Origin of the sequence: Knoellia tibetensis (assembly GCF_048606415.1) — a bacterium.
Classification (GTDB): Bacteria; Actinomycetota; Actinomycetes; order Actinomycetales; family Dermatophilaceae; genus Knoellia; species Knoellia tibetensis.
This window is the reverse complement of sequence record NZ_JBMBWF010000006.1, coordinates 202,271-218,516: the sequence shown is the minus strand read 5'-3', so window position 1 is coordinate 218,516 and position 16,246 is coordinate 202,271. Positions and strand designations below refer to the sequence as shown.

Annotated in this window: 11 protein-coding genes; 5 read left to right on the top strand and 6 right to left on the bottom strand. The window is 70.2% G+C overall.

From position 1 onward, the window contains the following. From ACOJV7_RS17670 to ACOJV7_RS17660, 3 genes are all read right to left on the bottom strand, one after another. Nucleotides 1-260 (bottom strand): hypothetical protein (locus tag ACOJV7_RS17670; protein WP_420191551.1); only part of this gene is annotated, 260 nt, incomplete at its 3' end. Nucleotides 261-515: 255 nt separating this feature from the next. Further along, nucleotides 516-2,309, bottom strand: a complete 1,794-nt coding sequence (locus ACOJV7_RS17665; RefSeq protein ID WP_420191550.1) for an ABC transporter ATP-binding protein — start codon at nt 2,307-2,309, stop codon at nt 516-518. Between the two features lie 16 nt (nt 2,310-2,325). After that, nucleotides 2,326-4,107 (bottom strand): ABC transporter ATP-binding protein, encoded by a 1,782-nt coding sequence (locus tag ACOJV7_RS17660; RefSeq protein ID WP_420191549.1) that lies wholly within the window; start codon nt 4,105-4,107, stop codon nt 2,326-2,328. 77 nt (nt 4,108-4,184) lie between these two features. On the opposite strand from ACOJV7_RS17660, the gene ACOJV7_RS17655 reads away from it, so the two are divergent. The 3 genes from ACOJV7_RS17655 (at nt 4,185) to guaA (ending at nt 7,033) form a co-directional block, all read left to right on the top strand. Next, on the top strand, nt 4,185-5,021 hold the full coding sequence (locus ACOJV7_RS17655) for an SURF1 family protein (RefSeq protein ID WP_420191548.1): 837 nt from the start codon (nt 4,185-4,187) through the stop codon (nt 5,019-5,021). Beyond that, the gene (locus tag ACOJV7_RS17650; protein WP_420191547.1) at nt 5,014-5,382 is read left to right on the top strand and encodes a DUF3817 domain-containing protein; all 369 of its coding nucleotides are present in this window, start codon (nt 5,014-5,016) and stop codon (nt 5,380-5,382) included. The genes ACOJV7_RS17655 and ACOJV7_RS17650 overlap by 8 nt, the downstream gene beginning before the upstream one ends. A 67-nt stretch (nt 5,383-5,449) precedes the next feature. Then, entirely contained in the window at nt 5,450-7,033 is a 1,584-nt protein-coding gene (gene guaA / locus ACOJV7_RS17645; RefSeq protein ID WP_420191546.1) for a glutamine-hydrolyzing GMP synthase, read from the top strand. A gap of 167 nt (nt 7,034-7,200) precedes the next feature. On the opposite strand, the gene ACOJV7_RS17640 is transcribed toward guaA, so the two are convergent. Beyond that, complete coding sequence (locus ACOJV7_RS17640) at nt 7,201-7,518, bottom strand: hypothetical protein (RefSeq protein WP_420191545.1); 318 nt, start codon at nt 7,516-7,518, stop codon at nt 7,201-7,203. A gap of 124 nt (nt 7,519-7,642) precedes the next feature. Here ACOJV7_RS17640 and ACOJV7_RS17635 point away from each other — a divergent pair, with 124 nt between their 5' ends. Together ACOJV7_RS17635 and asnB are read left to right on the top strand one after the other, a co-directional pair. Beyond that, the gene (locus ACOJV7_RS17635; protein ID WP_420191544.1) at nt 7,643-11,500 is read left to right on the top strand and encodes a phage tail protein; all 3,858 of its coding nucleotides are present in this window, start codon (nt 7,643-7,645) and stop codon (nt 11,498-11,500) included. A gap of 90 nt (nt 11,501-11,590) precedes the next feature. Continuing rightward, complete coding sequence (asnB, locus tag ACOJV7_RS17630; RefSeq protein WP_420191543.1) at nt 11,591-14,266, top strand: asparagine synthase (glutamine-hydrolyzing); 2,676 nt, start codon at nt 11,591-11,593, stop codon at nt 14,264-14,266. 78 nt (nt 14,267-14,344) lie between these two features. Here asnB and ACOJV7_RS17625 read toward each other — a convergent pair whose 3' ends face one another. Next, nucleotides 14,345-15,394 carry a lysylphosphatidylglycerol synthase domain-containing protein gene (locus ACOJV7_RS17625; protein ID WP_420191542.1) on the bottom strand — a complete coding sequence of 350 codons (1,050 nt, stop codon included), beginning with the start codon at nt 15,392-15,394 and terminating at the stop codon, nt 14,345-14,347. Further along, the gene (locus tag ACOJV7_RS17620; protein WP_420191541.1) at nt 15,391-16,245 is read right to left on the bottom strand and encodes a PIG-L deacetylase family protein; all 855 of its coding nucleotides are present in this window, start codon (nt 16,243-16,245) and stop codon (nt 15,391-15,393) included. The genes ACOJV7_RS17625 and ACOJV7_RS17620 overlap by 4 nt, the downstream gene beginning before the upstream one ends. Between the last annotated feature and the right edge of the window lies 1 nt (nt 16,246).

The window sequence follows — 16,246 nt, the reverse complement described above, 5'->3', positions numbered from 1 at the left end:
GTGGGGACGCCGCCCTTGCCCAGGACGGTGACGCGGGCGGTGCCGCCGGCGGTGATGGGTCCGGTGGCGCCGAGGTTGGTGCGGGTGTCGAGGACGCGGGCGGGGGCGAGGGACACGAACGAGCCGGGCTGCGTCGGGGTCGCCGCAGCGACAGCCGACTGGGACGCGGGAGCCACCGCCTGGTTCGCGAGGGCCGGCGCGGCACTCAGGGCCAGGGCGGCGACGGTCAGGGCGGCAAGGCGTCGAAGCGTGGTCCTCATCAGGGGCCTTTCGCGGGTACCGGCGGCGGGGCAGCCCTGGACGCCATCGGCACACGAAGGTCGGCGAGGTTCCCCTAACGAAGGACCGCGCAGGCGCGCTGTCCGAGGGCAGTCTCGGGCCACGCCCGCGTCGCTACGACCGAACGATGGAGAATCATCCTTCCGGACTACTCGGGCCTAGTCCTCCGCCCCACTCGCGAGTGTGGGACCCCGGGCCTCTACTCCGCGCACGCAGAGCGTGAGACCCGGTCCCGCTTACTCCTCATCTCGCCAGGCGCGCCACAGGGCGGCGTAGGCACCGTCGCGCTCGATGAGCTCGTCGTGGGTGCCGAGCTCGGTGATCCGCCCGTCCTCCACGACGCAGACCCGGTCGGCGTCGTATGCCGTGTGCAGCCGGTGTGCGATCGCGACCACCGTGCGGCCCTGGGTCACCGCCGCGAGCGACCGCTCGAGGTGGCGGGCCGCGCGCGGGTCGAGCAGCGACGTCGCCTCGTCGAGGACGAGGGTGTGCGGGTCGGCGAGCACGAGCCGGGCGAGCGCGAGCTGCTGTGCCTGGGCCTCGCTCAGCTCGTGACCGCCGGACCCGACCCTGGTGTCGAGTCCGTCCGGCAGGGCACGGACCCAGCCGTCCGCGTCGACCGCGGCCAGCGCGGCATACATGTCGTCGTCGGTGGCCTTGGGCCGCGGGAGCCGGAGGTTGTCGGCCACGGTGCCGACGAAGACGTGGTGCTCCTGCGTGACGAGGGCGACCTCGCCGCGCAGCGTCGACAGCCGGAGGTCGACGAGCGGCACGCCGCCGACGGTCACGCGGCCGGTACGCGGTCCGTCGATGCCCGCCATGAGCCGGCCGAGCGTCGACTTGCCGGCGCCCGAGGGCCCGACGATGGCGAGCCGCTCGCCCGGTCGCAGCGTGAGCGAGACGCCGTGCAGGACGTCGCGGCCCTCGCGGTAGGAGTAGCGGACGTCCTCGACCTCGATGGTCTCGCCGCGAGGCTCCTCGCCGGTGGCGATCCGGTCCGGCGGCACCTCGCCGACGCCGAGCACGCGCGCGAGCGAGGTCGCGGCGAACTGGATCTCGTCGAGCCAGCTGATGAGGTCGCCGAGCGGGTCGAGCATCTGCTGGATGTAGAGCGTGACCGCGGTGGCGGCGCCGATGGACACGTGACCGTTCCAGGCGAGCCAGCCGCCCCAGAGCACCGAGACGGTGATGGGCAGGAAGAAGCCGATCTCGAGCCACGGGAACCAGCGCAGCCGCAGGCCGACGCCCACCCGCTCCGCGCGACCCGCCTCCTCGAGGGCCTCGTCGAACCGCGCGGCGCGTTCGGCCGAGAGGCCGAGGTTGTCGATCGTCCGCAGGCCGTCGATCGTCTCAGCGCCGACCGAGTTGAGCCGCGCGTAGCTCGCGTGCTCCCAGAGGTAGACCCGCCCCGCGCGCTTCAGGTACCACCGGGTCGAAGGGACGTGGAGCAGGAGCGGGGTGAGCAGCGCCAGCGCGGCCAGCGGCGAGGTGAGGACCGCTGCCACGACCGTCGCCGTCACCGACATGACCGACACGACGACCGCCGGGATGCCGAAGCGGATGACGTGCGTCATCGCGTCGATGTCGTTCGTCGTGCGCGCGACGAGGTCGCCGGTGCCGGCCCGCTCGAGCGTCGACAGCGGCAGGCGCACGGCGTCGCGGACGAAGTCCTCGCGCAGCCGGGCGAACACGTGCTCGGAGAGGATGAACGCCGCCCGCCGCGCGAACCAGGTGAGCACCGTCTGCGCAAGGATCGCGGCGACGAGGACGGCGATGAGCACGTCGATCCGCTGCAGGCTCGCCGCGCGCGGACCGGAGCGTGTCACCTCCTCGACGACCTGGCCGACGACCCACGGGCCGACGAGCCCGACGAGCGCGGCGAGCCCGTGCAGGACGAGGACCACGAGGAGCGGACGGCGATGGTCGCGCAGCAGCACGCGGGTGTGCGCGACGACGGTCTGCCGGCTCGCGATGGGCAGCGACCGCTTGGCGTGGTCGGTCTCGCCGAGCTGCTGGAGGATCGGGGTCATCGCTCAGTCCTCATCATCATTCGTCCTCCACTTCGCGGAGCACGACGCGCCTGTATGCCGGTGAGCTCCGCACGAGGTCGCGGTGCGTTCCGACGGTGGTCACCCGTCCGTCCTCGACGAGGAGGACCCGGTCGGCGCGGTCGAGCAGCAATGGGCTGGCCGTCACGACGACGGTCGTGGAACCGTTGCGGTGCTTGGGGATCCGCTCGGCGATGCGCGCCTCGGTGTGCGCGTCGACGGCGCTCGTCGGCTCGACGAGGACGAGGACCTCTGGGTCGCGCACGAGCGCGCGGACGAGGGCGAGGCGCTGGCGCTGGCCGCCGGAGAGAGAGCGTCCGCGCTCCTCGAGCTCACCGTCGAGGCCGCCGTCGATCGACTCCACGGCGTCCATGGCGTCGGCGGTGTGCAGCGCGGCGAGCAGGGCGTCGTCGTCGGGCTGGTCGAGGGCGCCGAGCTCGCGGCGGACCGGCCCGCTGAAGAGGTGGGGGTCGGCCTGTGAGACGACGATCGTGCGCCGCACCTGCTCGATCGGCACGTCGTCGAGTGCGACGCCTGCCCAGGTGACGCCGTGGCGTCCGGGCACAGTGCGGCCGAGGCGGGCCGCGATCGCCGCGGACTCCTCCGGGCGGGCGGAGACGATCGCCGTGAGCTCGCCGGGCACGATGCGCACCCCGGACACCGGGTCGACGAGGTCGACGTCCCCCGACCCGAGGTCTTCCGGCCGCGGCGGCGGCAGGACGTCGGAGCCGAGGGACCCGTCAACCGACCCACCGACCGACGCCGGCGTGGGCGCGTGGTCGGGCTCGGACGCGAGGATCGAGACGAGCCGCCGAGCCATGACCCGGGAGTTGATGAGCTTGTTGACGAACTCGGTCGCCGTCCGCAGCGGCATCGTGAGGAAGGCCGTGTAGCCGTAGAACGCGACGAGCTGTCCGGGCGAGATGTCCCCGGCCACCGCCAGGTGCGCGCCCAGGCCCGTCACGACGACGACGAAGACGCCGGGCAGCAGCACCTGCGACGCGTCCAGCACCGCTTGCACACCCGAGAGGCGCACACCGGCGGCACGCACGCGACCGGACTGGCCGGCATACCGGCTCAGGAAGGTCTCCTCGCCACCGACGCCGCGCAGAACACGCAGCCCGGTGACGGTGTCGGCGCCGAGGGCTGTGAGCTCACCGGACTCGGTGCGCTGCGCCTCCTGGCGCTTCTGCAGCGGGCGCATGACGAAGGCGAGCGAGGCGAGGAGCAGAGGACCGCCGACGAGCATGACGAGCCCGAGCAGCACCGAGCCGCGGAGCAGGATGACCGACACGACGACGAAGCTCGCGATCGCGCCCGCGAACCGGGCCGAGACGTCGAAGGCCATGCCGACCTTCCAGAAGTCGTTGGCGAAGGCGGTGAGCACCTCGCCGGCGGGCTTCTCCCGCGTCAGCGCCGGACCGGCTCGACGGACGGCGCGCTCGGTGACGATCGCCGACCGGAACGCCGCGAAGAGCCAGTTGCGCACCGCGAACCAGTGCCGCAGGTTCGTCGTCGCCGCGCTGACGAGGCCCATGCCGAGGATGACCGCCGACCAGAGGACGAGCGCCCGGCCGTCGCGCGCGACGAGCCCGTCGTCGATGGCCTTGCCGATGGCGGCCGGCACGAGCGCGATCGAGAGCATCCACGGGATCCCGAAGGCCGCGCCGGCGAGGAGGGTGCGCCACTGCCACCGGACGAGCCAGAGGAGGAGGCGGTCGGCGTCGTGTGGGGGAGTGGCCTCGTCGGGAAGCGAGTAGGTCCAGGGTGTCGTCGGCATGTCAGGTCCACGGTAGGAGCCCGCACCGACGCCGATCCACCGAGTTTCGGCTCAGGTCAGCGGTTTAGGCTCCAGACGTGCTCCGGACCGCGATCAAGCCCCGCAACCTCGCGTTGCTGGCGGTCGCCGTCCTCGTCGTCATCGCCTTCGTCCAGCTCGGCCGGTGGCAGCTCGGCGTCGCCGAGGACGAGGCGCTGCGCGAGTCGCTCGAGAAGGCCCGCTCGCAGCAGCCGGTGGCCATCGAGACCGTCCTGCGGCCGCACACCGACTTCCCCGGCGAACTGGGCACGCGCCCGGTCACCGCGACCGGCGAGTTCGGGACCGACCAGGTCGTCGTCGCCAACCGGCGCCTTGACGGGCGCCCCGGCTTCTGGGTCGTCGCCCCGCTGCGCGTCGCGTCGACGGGTGCGACGCTGCCCGTGCTCCGCGGCTTCGTCATCTCGCCCACGGACCTCCCGCCGGTCCCGTCGGGATCGGTCACCGTCACGGGTGGGCTGGCTCCACCCGAGTCCCCGTATGCCGGCCAGTCACCTCCCGAGGGCCAGCTCGGCTCGGTCGACACCTCGGTCCTCGTCGGGCGCTGGCCGGGTGACCTCTACAACGCCTTCGTCTTCCAGCAGGAGGAGTCGCCGGCCGCGACGCCGGCCACGCTCGGCTCGATGGAGCGGGTGCCCACCCCGTCGGGTGAGACGGGCTTCAAGTGGCGCAACGCGGCATACGCGTTCCAGTGGTGGGCCTTCGCGCTCTTCGCGCTCTACATGTGGTGGCGGATCGTGCGCGACGAGCAGCGGGATGATGACGAGGCGAAGGCGGAGGCGGCTGGTGTGGGGCCGGGCGAGGAGGCTGCCGAGAAGCAGGACGAGGCCACCGCGGAGGCTCTCAGGGGGAGCAGTGACAATGGGCCGCGTGAGTGACGTGAGCCAAGCCAGCGCGCAGAGCGGGATCCGGGACGAGACGGCGGCGCGCAAGGCGCTGACCTTCTTCAAGGTCATGGCGTTCATCGTCGGCGTCGGGCTGCTCGTGCTCGTCGTCGAGATGGTGCTCGAGTACGCCACGTCGATGAGCGGCGAGCAGAACCCGCTCAGGTGGTGGCCGCAGCCGCACGGCTTCATCTACATGGTCTACCTCGTCGCCACCGCCAACCTCGGCTTCAAGGTGGGCTGGTCGCTGCCGAAGATGGTCGGCGTCATGCTCGCGGGCTGCGTCCCGTTCCTCTCGTTCTGGGTCGAGCGCCGCGTCGCCGCCGAGGTCGAGGGCCGTCTGGGCGCCCGTTGACCGACCGGACCGTCCCGGGGCCGGAACTGCGTCCGGGCCGGGGTCCCGCCGCCGGTAGCCTGTCTGCGTGAGCGAGACCCCCCACCTGTCCGACCGCCCGGTGCTCGTCGTCGACTTCGGCGCCCAGTACGCCCAGCTCATCGCGCGCCGCGTGCGCGAGGCCAACGTCTTCAGCGAGGTCGTCCCCTCGACGATGGCCGCGAGCGAGATGCTCGCCAAGGATCCGGCTGCGATCATCCTCTCCGGCGGGCCGAGCTCGGTCTACGAGGAGGGCGCACCCAGCCTCGACGCCTCGCTGCTGGAGGCAGGGGTGCCGGTCTTCGGCATGTGCTACGGCTTCCAGGCGATGGTCCAGACCCTCGGCGGCACCGTCGAGCGCACCGGTCTGGGCGAGTACGGCTCGACCCCGGCGCAGGTCTCCGACACCCACTCGACCCTCTTCAACGGCCAGCCCTCCGACCAGTCGGTGTGGATGAGCCATGGTGACGCGGCGACGGCCGCGCCCGAGGGCATGCGGGTCACCGCGACGACGTCCGGCGCGCCGGTCGCCGCCTTCGAGGACGACGAGCGCCGGCTCTACGGCGTGCAGTGGCACCCCGAGGTCATGCACTCGACGTTCGGCCAGCGGGTGCTCGAGAACTTCCTCCTGCGCGGCGCCGGGCTCGCGGGGGAGTGGACGGCGCACAACGTCGTCGAGTCGCTCGTCGAGCAGGTCAGGGAGACCGTCGGCGACAAGCACGTGCTCTGCGCGCTGTCCGGCGGTGTCGACTCGTCCGTCGCAGCCGCGCTCGTGCAGCGCGCCGTCGGCGACCAGCTGACCTGCGTCTTCGTCGACCACGGGCTGCTGCGCTCGGGCGAGGCCGAGCAGGTCGAGAAGGAGTTCGTCGAGGCGACCGGTGTCGACCTCGTCGTCGTCGACGCCAAGGAGCAGTTCCTGGGCGCCCTCGCCGGGGTCTCGGACCCCGAGGAGAAGCGCAAGATCATCGGGCGCGAGTTCATCCGCGTCTTCGAACAGGCCGCCCGCGACGTCGTCGGCTCCGCCGAGCGCGACGGCCACCCGGTCGAGTTCCTCGTGCAGGGCACGCTCTATCCCGACGTCGTCGAGTCCGGTGGCGGCACCGGCACGGCCAACATCAAGTCGCACCACAACGTCGGCGGACTGCCCGACGACCTCCAGTTCACGCTCATCGAGCCGCTGCGCCTCCTCTTCAAGGACGAGGTGCGCCAGGTCGGCCTCGAGCTCGGCGTGCCGGAGGGCATCGTGTGGCGCCAGCCCTTCCCCGGGCCCGGCCTCGGCATCCGCATCGTCGGCGAGGTGACCGCGGAGCGGCTCGACATCCTGCGCGCCGCCGACCAGATCGCCCGCCAGGAGCTCACCGCGGCCGGTCTCGACCGCGAGATCTGGCAGTGCCCGGTCGTTCTCCTCGCCGACGTCCGCTCGGTCGGCGTCCAGGGCGACGGGCGCACCTACGGTCACCCCGTCGTGCTCCGGCCGGTCTCGTCGGAGGACGCCATGACGGCGGACTGGACTCGCGTGCCCTACGACGTGCTCGCGAAGATCTCGACCCGCATCACCAACGAGGTGCGCGAGGTCAACCGGGTCGTCCTCGACGTGACGAGCAAGCCGCCGGGCACCATCGAGTGGGAGTGACCTCGGCAGGTCGCTGACCTGCGGGGACGGGTCAACGTCGAAGATGGCCCGCGAGGTTTCCACCGGTTTCGCCATTCGCGTGGTAGGCGCTTCGACGGTGCCCTAGCCTGACACGGCCACACGTCGAATCTTTCCCCCGGGGGACCCCCAATGGCTGCACCTTCTCGTCATCTTGCGCTGCCCGCGCGCCTCATCCTGGCGCTCGCGCTCGTCGTGAGCCTGCTGCCTGCCATGGGGTCGGCCGCACAGGCCGCGGTCGTCGCGCCCACCGAGCTGTCGTCGAGCCCTTCCGGTTCGTCGACGCCGACTCTCTCGTGGAAGCGCGTCGCGTCGGCGACGAAGTACGACGTCGAGGTCTCGGCGTCGTCGGCGTTCTCGACGACGCTCTTCAAGCAGTCCACGACGAACCGGATGATTGTGCCTACGGTCCTCCTGCCGGGAGGAGTGGTGTATTGGCGGGTCCGGGCAGTCGAGGGCTTCACCACGACGAGCGCCTGGGCCTCAGCGACTCACTCCGTTGGTGGCCAGACGGCCCCGCAGCTGAAGACCCCCTTGGACAGGTCGGCTCTCGAGCAGCCCTCCGACCCGCCTCTGTTGACGTGGTTGGGCGTGACCGGTGCGACCGCCTATCAGATCGAGGTGGACTCCGATGCCGAATTCATCGAGGCATCGAGCTACACCACGAAGAGCACGTCATTCGTCGTCCCCGACCCCAAGGCCGACGGCACCTACTTCTGGCGAGTGCGCGCACAGCTGAGCAACGGGCTCTACACCGCCTTCTCACCCGAGCGTAGTTACACGATTGGGCAGTTGCCCAAGGTCGAAGGCACGTTCCCGCTCGACAACGAAGACGGGGAGATTGACGACGTCGTGCTCAAGTGGGCGGCTGTCCCGGGCGCGAAGACCTACGACCTTCAGGTGAGCACCGACCAGCAGTTCAATACGATCGTCGACACCCGTGTGGGCATCAAGAGCACCCAGTACTCCCCGCCGGTCACCTACCTCAACGACCAGTACTACTGGCGCGTGAGGGCACGGAACAACCAGGACCAGACCTTCGACTGGTCCTCCCTCGAGGTGAAGCGCTACAACTTCCAGCGCAGCTGGGCCAGTGCTCCGACGCTCGTGCATCCCCTCAACCAGCTCACTCCCGCAGTCCCGGATGACTTCTACTTCCAGTGGACTCCGGTCGACCGAGCGACGACGTACCAGCTCGACGTGGGCACCGACCCGAACTTCTCCAGCCAGAACGTCACGTACCAGACCTGCTACACGGCGGGGACGACGTACGCGGCGGGGTATCTCGTTCCGCCGAACATGATGCCGACCGACAAATGCATGCCGAGCCAAGGGGCGGTGACGTACTGGCGCGTGCGGGGCCTCGACGAGCCCAAGGGCGTGCAGGGCATCTTCTCGCCGATCCAGTCCTTCGTGTACTCGTCGGGAGTCGTCCAGCGCCAGTCGCCCGTGGACGGCGGAACTACAGCCGTGCCGACGCTGACGTGGCTCGCGGCGCGGGACGCCGTGAAGTACCGCGTGACACTGACGAACAGCGCAGGCCTTTCCCGGACCTATGACACGCACTCGCTGAGCTGGACTCCCACGAGCTCGAGCTTCTTCGACCCGACGAAAGGTCCCTTCCGCTGGTTCGTCCAGTCCGTCGACGGTGACGACCGGCTCTCTCCCAGGCCCCCGGACTGGACCTTCACCTTGGAGGGCACCCCACCGACCACTGGTAAGGTTCCATTGACTCCGCTCACCCCGGCGGGCACGCAGTCGACGCGCTTCCCGAACCTCACGTGGGAGCCGCACCCGGACGCGAAGCAGTACGTCGTCAGCATGGGCATCGCCGGCAGCGGTTTCTACTTCGGTCGCGACTACGCGCCGATCCTCAAGGACAACCACCTCTACCCCTCGGCGACGGACACGGGTGAGGTGCTGCTCAACCCCGGGCTCTACGACTGGCAGGTTCAGGCCCTCAACGCCACGGGCGGTGTCATCGCCACGGGCTCCGTCAGCAACTTCCGCATCCTCGACCTGCCTGCGGTCACCGGGCAGAGGATCGCCCTCAACGGGAGGGGCTTCGACCCTGCCTCTCCGGCGTTCTGTGCTGCCCGGCTCGCTGCGACGTCGGGTCCGACCAAGTGCGAGGGCGTCCCCGCGACCCCAGTGCTGGACTGGGCGCCGGTGGCTGGTGCCGGTCTCTACAAGGTCTACGTGGGCCAGGACCAAGAGCTCACCAGCCTGATCTACGACAAGGTCCCGGCCACGGTCGGCAGCATGTGGACGCCGCGCGCGAGCGACTTCACGATCATCCCCTCAGCGCTGCCTGACAGCCAAGCGGGACAGGCGTACTACTGGTACATCCGCCCGTGCAAGACGAAGAACGTCTGCGCACCCGACCCCGTGTCGACGAAGGCCGCGGCAACGAACGCCTTCAACAAGACGTCCCCGGCAGTCGAACTGCAGAAGCCACTCGACGCCAAGGCGTATCCATCCACTCGCGTAGCGAACCAGGTGACCTTCGAGTGGAAGGACTACCTGGAGACGAACGAGGCTGCCAGGTACCCGCTCAGCACCACCACTCCCAGCTGGCAGGCCGCGAAGCACTACCGCATCCAGGTGTCGACCTCGCCGAGCTTCGCGACGCTCGTGGACACCCAGCTCGTCGACCAGACGACATACACCGCCTTCGACCGCACCTACCCCGAGGGCACCTACTACTGGCGCGTCCAGGCTGTCGACGCGGCGAACAACGGCCTGACGTGGTCACCGACCCAGTCCTTCGTCAAGCAGAGCCCCGCACCTGTCCTCGACACTCCGACAGGCGGGGTCAGCACCTCCGGGCTGACTGCCTTCAAGTGGGCTCCGACGACCTTCGCAGGCAGCTACACGCTTGAGGTCTACAAGAACAACGACTCCAACTGGTCTCCCGCCAACCGCGTGGTGAGCGTCACCGGCAAGCAGGTCGCCTACGCCCACTCGACGCCGTTGCCGGCCAGCGCGTCCGCCTATGTCTGGCGCGTTGCCAGGCTCGATGCGGACAACCGCCCCGGCCAGTGGTCGACCACGGGCAGGTTCTTCTCGAAGGGTGCTGCGCCCGCCCTGACGTCCCCGACCCCGGGCGCGACCATGAGCGGCTACAGCCCGATCTTCGACTGGTCCGAGGTGACCGGCGCCGTGACCTACCGCTTCGAGCGGCGCGCCAAGGGCTCCTCAACCCTCGCCGAGAACGTCGTCACGGCCGCCACCTCGTGGGCGTCTCCCGCTGCCATCCTCAACGGCACCTGGGAGTGGCGCGTCACGGCACTCGACGTCACCGGCTCGACCCTCGGTGAGAGCACGTGGCAGTCCTTCGTCGTCGACAACGACAAGGGCATGTTCACCGCGATCTCGCCGACGCGTGTCCTCGACACCCGCTCCGGCCTCGGTACGTTCATGGCGCGCAAGATCGGCGCGGGCCAGTCCATCAACGTGACGATGCCGAACCTCGCTCCCGGTACGACCGCCGTCACCCTCAACGTGACCGCGGTGAACCCGACGGCGAGCAGCTACCTCACCGTGTGGCCCTTCAACCAGCCACGCCCGACGGCGTCGAACGTCAACTTCGCCAAGGGCGCGACCGTCCCCAACCAGGTCATCGCCAAGGTCGGTCAGGGCAACCAGGTGAGCATCTACAACGCCAACGGCACTGTGGACGTCCTCGCCGACCTTGCGGGCTACTACGCCCCCGACCTCGGCTCTGCCTACACGCCGGTCGCACCCAAGCGAGTCCTCGACACCCGCAGCGCGCTCGGCACCTCGAGCACGAGTAAGGTCGGACCGGGTCGTGAGGTCGTCCTCGACATCACCGACCTCCCGGCCGGTGCCGAGGCGGTCACGCTCAACGTCACGGCCACCCAGCCGACGGCGCCGAGCTACGTCACCGTCTGGCCTGCCAACGCCAGCCGGCCGAACGCGTCGAGCCTCAACTTCACGACCGGGCAGACCGTGCCCAACCTCGTGACGGTCAGGGTGAGCCCGGACGGCAAGGTGCGCCTGTGGAACGCGGGCGGCAGCACCCACCTCTTCGCCGACCTCGCCGGCTGGTTCGCCAGCGACACGGCCGGCAAGTACACCGGGGTCGCCCCGAAGCGCGTGCTCGACACCCGCCTCGGCACCGGCGCACCCAAGGCCAAGCTCGGCGCGGCCCCGAGGACGATCACGCTGACCGTCCCGGGCATCCCGGCGGGCACCACCGCGGTGGCGCTCAACGTCACCGCCACCGGCCCGACGAAGACGAGCTGGCTCACGGTCTACCCGGGCAACGTCGGCAAGCCCAACGCGTCGAACCTCAACTACGTCGCCGGCCAGACGGTCGCCAACATGGTCGTCGCCAAGGTGGCGCCGGGCAACCAGGTGACCTTCTCCAACGCCGTCGGCAGCGTCGACGTCATCGCCGACCTCGCGGGCTACTACACCCCCTGACCCTGACCTCGTCCCGGTCCCGCCCACCACGGGCGGGGCCGGGACGAGTGGGTGGTGGGCGGCCGGCATACGGCCATTAGGGTTGGTCGCATGTGCGGCATCGCGGGCTACTACGGACTTCCGGCGGACGAGGCTCTCCTCGCCACGATGAACGACTGCCAGCAGCACCGCGGTCCCGACGGTGACGGCCTCTTCGTCGAGGGGCCGTGCGGCCTCGCACACCGGCGCCTGTCGATCATCGACGTCGCCCACGGCCAGCAGCCCATGGCGACCGCCGACGGGCGCTTCACGATCGCCTACAACGGCGAGGTCTACAACTACCTCGACCTGCGGGCCGAGCTCGAGGGTCTCGGCCGCACCTTCGAGACCGACAGCGACACCGAGGTCGTCCTGCAGGCCTTCGCGCAGTGGGGCGGCGAGGCGTTCGACCGCTTCAACGGCATGTTCGGCCTCGCGATCTGGGACCGCGACGAGCAGCGCCTCACCCTCGCGCGCGACCACTTCGGCATCAAGCCCGTCTACGTATGCCGGGTGCCCGCCTCCGACGGTGACGTCACCGGCGAGGCCCTCCTCTTCTCCAGCGAGATCCGGCCGATCCTCGCCAGCGGCCTCTACGAGAAGAAGCCCAACGAGCGCTCGATCTACCGCTACCTGCGCTTCCGCGCGCACGAGGACGGCACCGAGACCTTCTTCGACGGCATCGAGCGGCTCCAGCCCGGCGAGATGCTCGAGGCCGACGCCGACGGCATCCGGCGCTCGATGTTCACCCGCCTGCGTGAGGAGCTCGCCGAGCTCGCCCTCGAGCAGCGCCCCTACGACGACGCCGCCGCGGCCGAGTACAAGGAGCGCTTCGTCGAGGCGGTGCGGCTCCGGCTCCAGTCCGAGGTCCCGGTCGGCACGTCGCTCTCCGGTGGCCTCGACAGCTCGGCCGTCGCCGTCGTCATCAACCAGCTCATCAACGAGGGCGACGAGCGCACCCAGTCGGTCGGTGTGCAGCAGAACACCTTCAGCGCCGTCTTCCCGAACTCGATCAACGACGAGGAGCAGTACGTCGACGCCGTCCTCGACATCTGCAAGGGGCACGTCGACGGCCACAAGATCCTCCCGACGGCCGACGAGTTCAAGGCCGACCTGCGCGACTTCGTGCGCACGCAGGAGGAGCCGCTCATCTCCAGCGGCCCCTACGCGCAGTACCAGGTGATGCGCGAGGCGACCAAGCACGTCACGGTCCTCCTGGACGGCCAGGGCGCCGACGAGATGATGGCCGGCTACATCCCCTACTACGCCGTCTACCTCCGCCAGCTGCGCGCGCAGGGTGCCAAGGTCGCCGCCGCGGAGCTGAGCAAGAGCCTCGACGTGCTCTTCCGCCTCGGCCGCTTCCGGGTCAAGGCCAAGCTCAAGGGCCGCAAGGACGTGCCGGTGACCTCGCTGCTCAAGCGCGACTTCACCTCGCAGTTCACCGACGAGCGCTTCCCCGTCGAGCAGTCGAACCTCAAGAAGCGGCTCATCGAGGACCTCTTCCACAACAGCCTGCCGAGCCTGCTGCGCTACGAGGACAAGAACACGATGCGGTTCTCGCTCGAGGGGCGCGTGCCGTTCCTCGACAAGGAGGTCGTGAAGTTCATCTTCAGCCTCACCGACGAGGCGATCATCAAGGACGGCTGGAACAAGCGCATCCTGCGCGATGCCACCCGCGGCCTGCTGCCCGAGTCGATCAACCGTCGCCGCAACAAGATCGGCTTCACGACCCCCCAGTCCGAGTGGTTCATGCGGCTCAAGAACCACTTCTACTCGATCTTCCTCAGCGAGTCCTTCGCGGGCCGCCCCTACTTCGAGCAGACCGAGGTCCTCCACGCCTTCGAGGGCTGGATCAAGGGCAGCAACAACGCCGACACGATGATGTTCTGGCGCTTCCTCAACCTCGAGCTGTGGCTCCAGGAGTTCTTCGACGAGGCCCCGCAGGAGGACAAGGCGCAGGTCCAGGCCGCGCCGAAGTCCGACCTCGAGCCCAACGCCGGCAAGGTCCTCGACATCACGACCGAGCGCGGGGAGACCGTGCGCCGCTACCCGCTGCGCACCGAGCTCTTCGCCGCCGACGACGACCTCGACGCCAAGGTGCTGCCGCGCATCGAGGAGTTCTTCGCCGCCCTGCCCGAGGGCGGGCCCGAGCACGACGCCGCGACGAAGGGCCGGTGGTACCTCTTCATCTCCGAGAAGATCATCGCCATCACCCAGGGCCGGTCCTACTTCATCTGGGACATCAAGGTCGGCAAGCCGGCGCGGATCCTCTCCAAGTACGTCACGCGCACGCCGGCCGGCATCGGTCTCGGCTCGCCGTTCACGATGCAGCTCGCCATCGAGGAGGCCGGCCTGCCGCGCGTCCTCTACGCCGCCGCCGGTGGTGCCGTGGGCAAGGCGATCGGTCGCAAGGGCCTGTTCTACGAGCTCGTCGGCAACGACATCAGCGCCATCGACGGCCCGACCGAGTACTCCGCCTACCCGTCGAACGTCTCGGCCAAGCTCGCGCCCAAGGACCCCGACCGGGTCGCCGCGCGGCTCTCGCGCGCGATCCGCGACCGGGTGCCGACGGCATACCAGGGGCAGTTCGCCGGAACGATCGTCATGGACGCCAACGACATCGGCCGCAACGTCCTCGGCAGCGACGTGCCGGGCGACAAGGCGCGCTTCGAGGAGATGTTCGCCGACAACCCGCTCGGGCAGGGCAGCGAGCAGACCCCGATGGCGATCGTCTTCGTCCGGGACTGACCCCGACTTCTTGCGAGTCCTGGCGGCTCTGGACGCCCGTCACCGACCGCGGAAGCGCCAGAACTCGCAATACGTCGGTCAGTGGCCGGCGACGGCCTCCACCGGCTCGTCCTCGCCCGAGGCGCCCGTAACCCGCGGGGTCATCGACCAGGCGAGCCAGCCGAGCGCCCCGAGCGGCACCTCCAGGAGGTGGGTGAAGATCGAGAAGAGGAAGATGCCCGCGGCCGCGGCCTCGGGCGGGGCTCCCCAGCCGACGAGCGCCGCGACCGAGGCGATCTCGGTGACGCCGACCCCACCGGGCGTGACCCCGACCGCGGTGAGCAGCCGGCCGATGGCGAACGCCGCGAAGAGGATGCCCAGCGGCATGTCGACACCGACGGTGCGCATGATGAGGACGAAGAGCAGGTAGTAGAACCCGAAGAAGCCGATCATCCCGAGCGTCATCTGCACCCAGCCGGTCCGGACGACCTCGTTGATCCGGCCGCGCATGTCGTGGACGAGCTCGCTCACGCTCATCGTGCGCTTGCGCCGGCGGAAGAGCGGGCCGAGCACCCGGTCGAGCCCGCGTCCGATGCTCTGGGCGGCCTTCTCGCTGGCGAGGATCGCGACGAAGGCGGCGAAGATCGCCAGCCCCGAGATGGTGGCCGCCCAGGCTGCACTCGTCAGCGACCTCGGCAGGCCGTCGTTGCCGACCCACAGCATGATGATGGCGACGATGGGCAAGGCAATCCGCGCGAGGGTGTTCCAGACGCCGGTGACGATCGCGGAGGTCGAGACGTCGCGGTTCCTGAAGCCCCACGACCGCAGGATCGTGTAGGTCGCCGCGAGTCCGACCGCCCCACCCCCGGGCAGGAGGTTGCTCACCGACGAGCCGCAGATGTTGACGATGAAGGCGCGCCACTGGCTCAGCCCGGGCAGCGACCCGGTGAAGGTGAAGGTGTAGCAGCCGAGGCCGAGCAGCACGAGCCCGAGGAACCCGAGGGACTCCACGACGGTCACCCGATGCAGCTGGTCGAAGACCTCGCCCCACGTCGTCTTGGCCACCTTGGGGAAGCCCCAGCCGAGCAGCGCGACCGCGAGCGCCAGCCCGATGACGGCACGCAGCACCTGCTTCGCGCGCGGGCTCACGAGAGCCCCTCGAAGACATCGGTCCGTATGCCGTCCGCACCCGACCCGCCGCCGTCGCGCCCCACGCTCGGGTCGCGGAACCACTCGCGCCCGAAGACGAGGTCGTAGAGCGGGCGCGGGATCCTCAGGAACGCGGCGAGGGTCCGGTCCCCGCTCTGCGAGCCGTCGTTGGAGGCCTGCGAGGCGTGGGCGCGCATCGACGCGCGCTTGGCCGGGATGTGACGGCGGACGTCGACGCGGTGGGTGATGTCGGCCCGCGCGGTGAACGCGCGCTCGAAGCTCGTCGGGTCGAACTCCTTCGGGAAGGGATAGACCTTGCCCGCGAGCCGCACCGCCCGCGCGATGGTGTCGCGCGGGACGGTGGCCTCGAGCACCCGCTGGGTGCCGGCGATCTCGGCGGCTAGGGCGCCGACCTCGTGCACGCGCACGTGGTCGCGGTGCCCATATCCACCGGCCGCGTCGTAGGTGAGGAGCACGTCGGCGCGCTCGGTCGTCAGCACGGCGGCGAGGCGCTCGGCGGCCTCCTCGACCGGGGCCCGGCAGAAGCGCACCCGCCCGGGCGGGTCCGCGGGCACGGGGCCGTCGTGGCCGGAGTCGGCGTAACCCAGCCACTCGACGTGGTCGACCCCGAGGACCTCCGCGGAGGCGCGGGCCTCGTCGAGGCGGGTGGCGGCGAGGTCGCCGTCGGTGCGGAAGTCCTCGGACGCCAGGCCCAGCGCGCCGTCCGTGGCGACCACGAGAACGACACGGTGCCCCTGCGCTGCAGCCTTGGCCATGGTGCCGGAGGTGAGGAGGGCCTCGTCGTCGGGATGGGCGTGGAAGGCCACGAGCGTGCGAGTCATCGCGCCCATC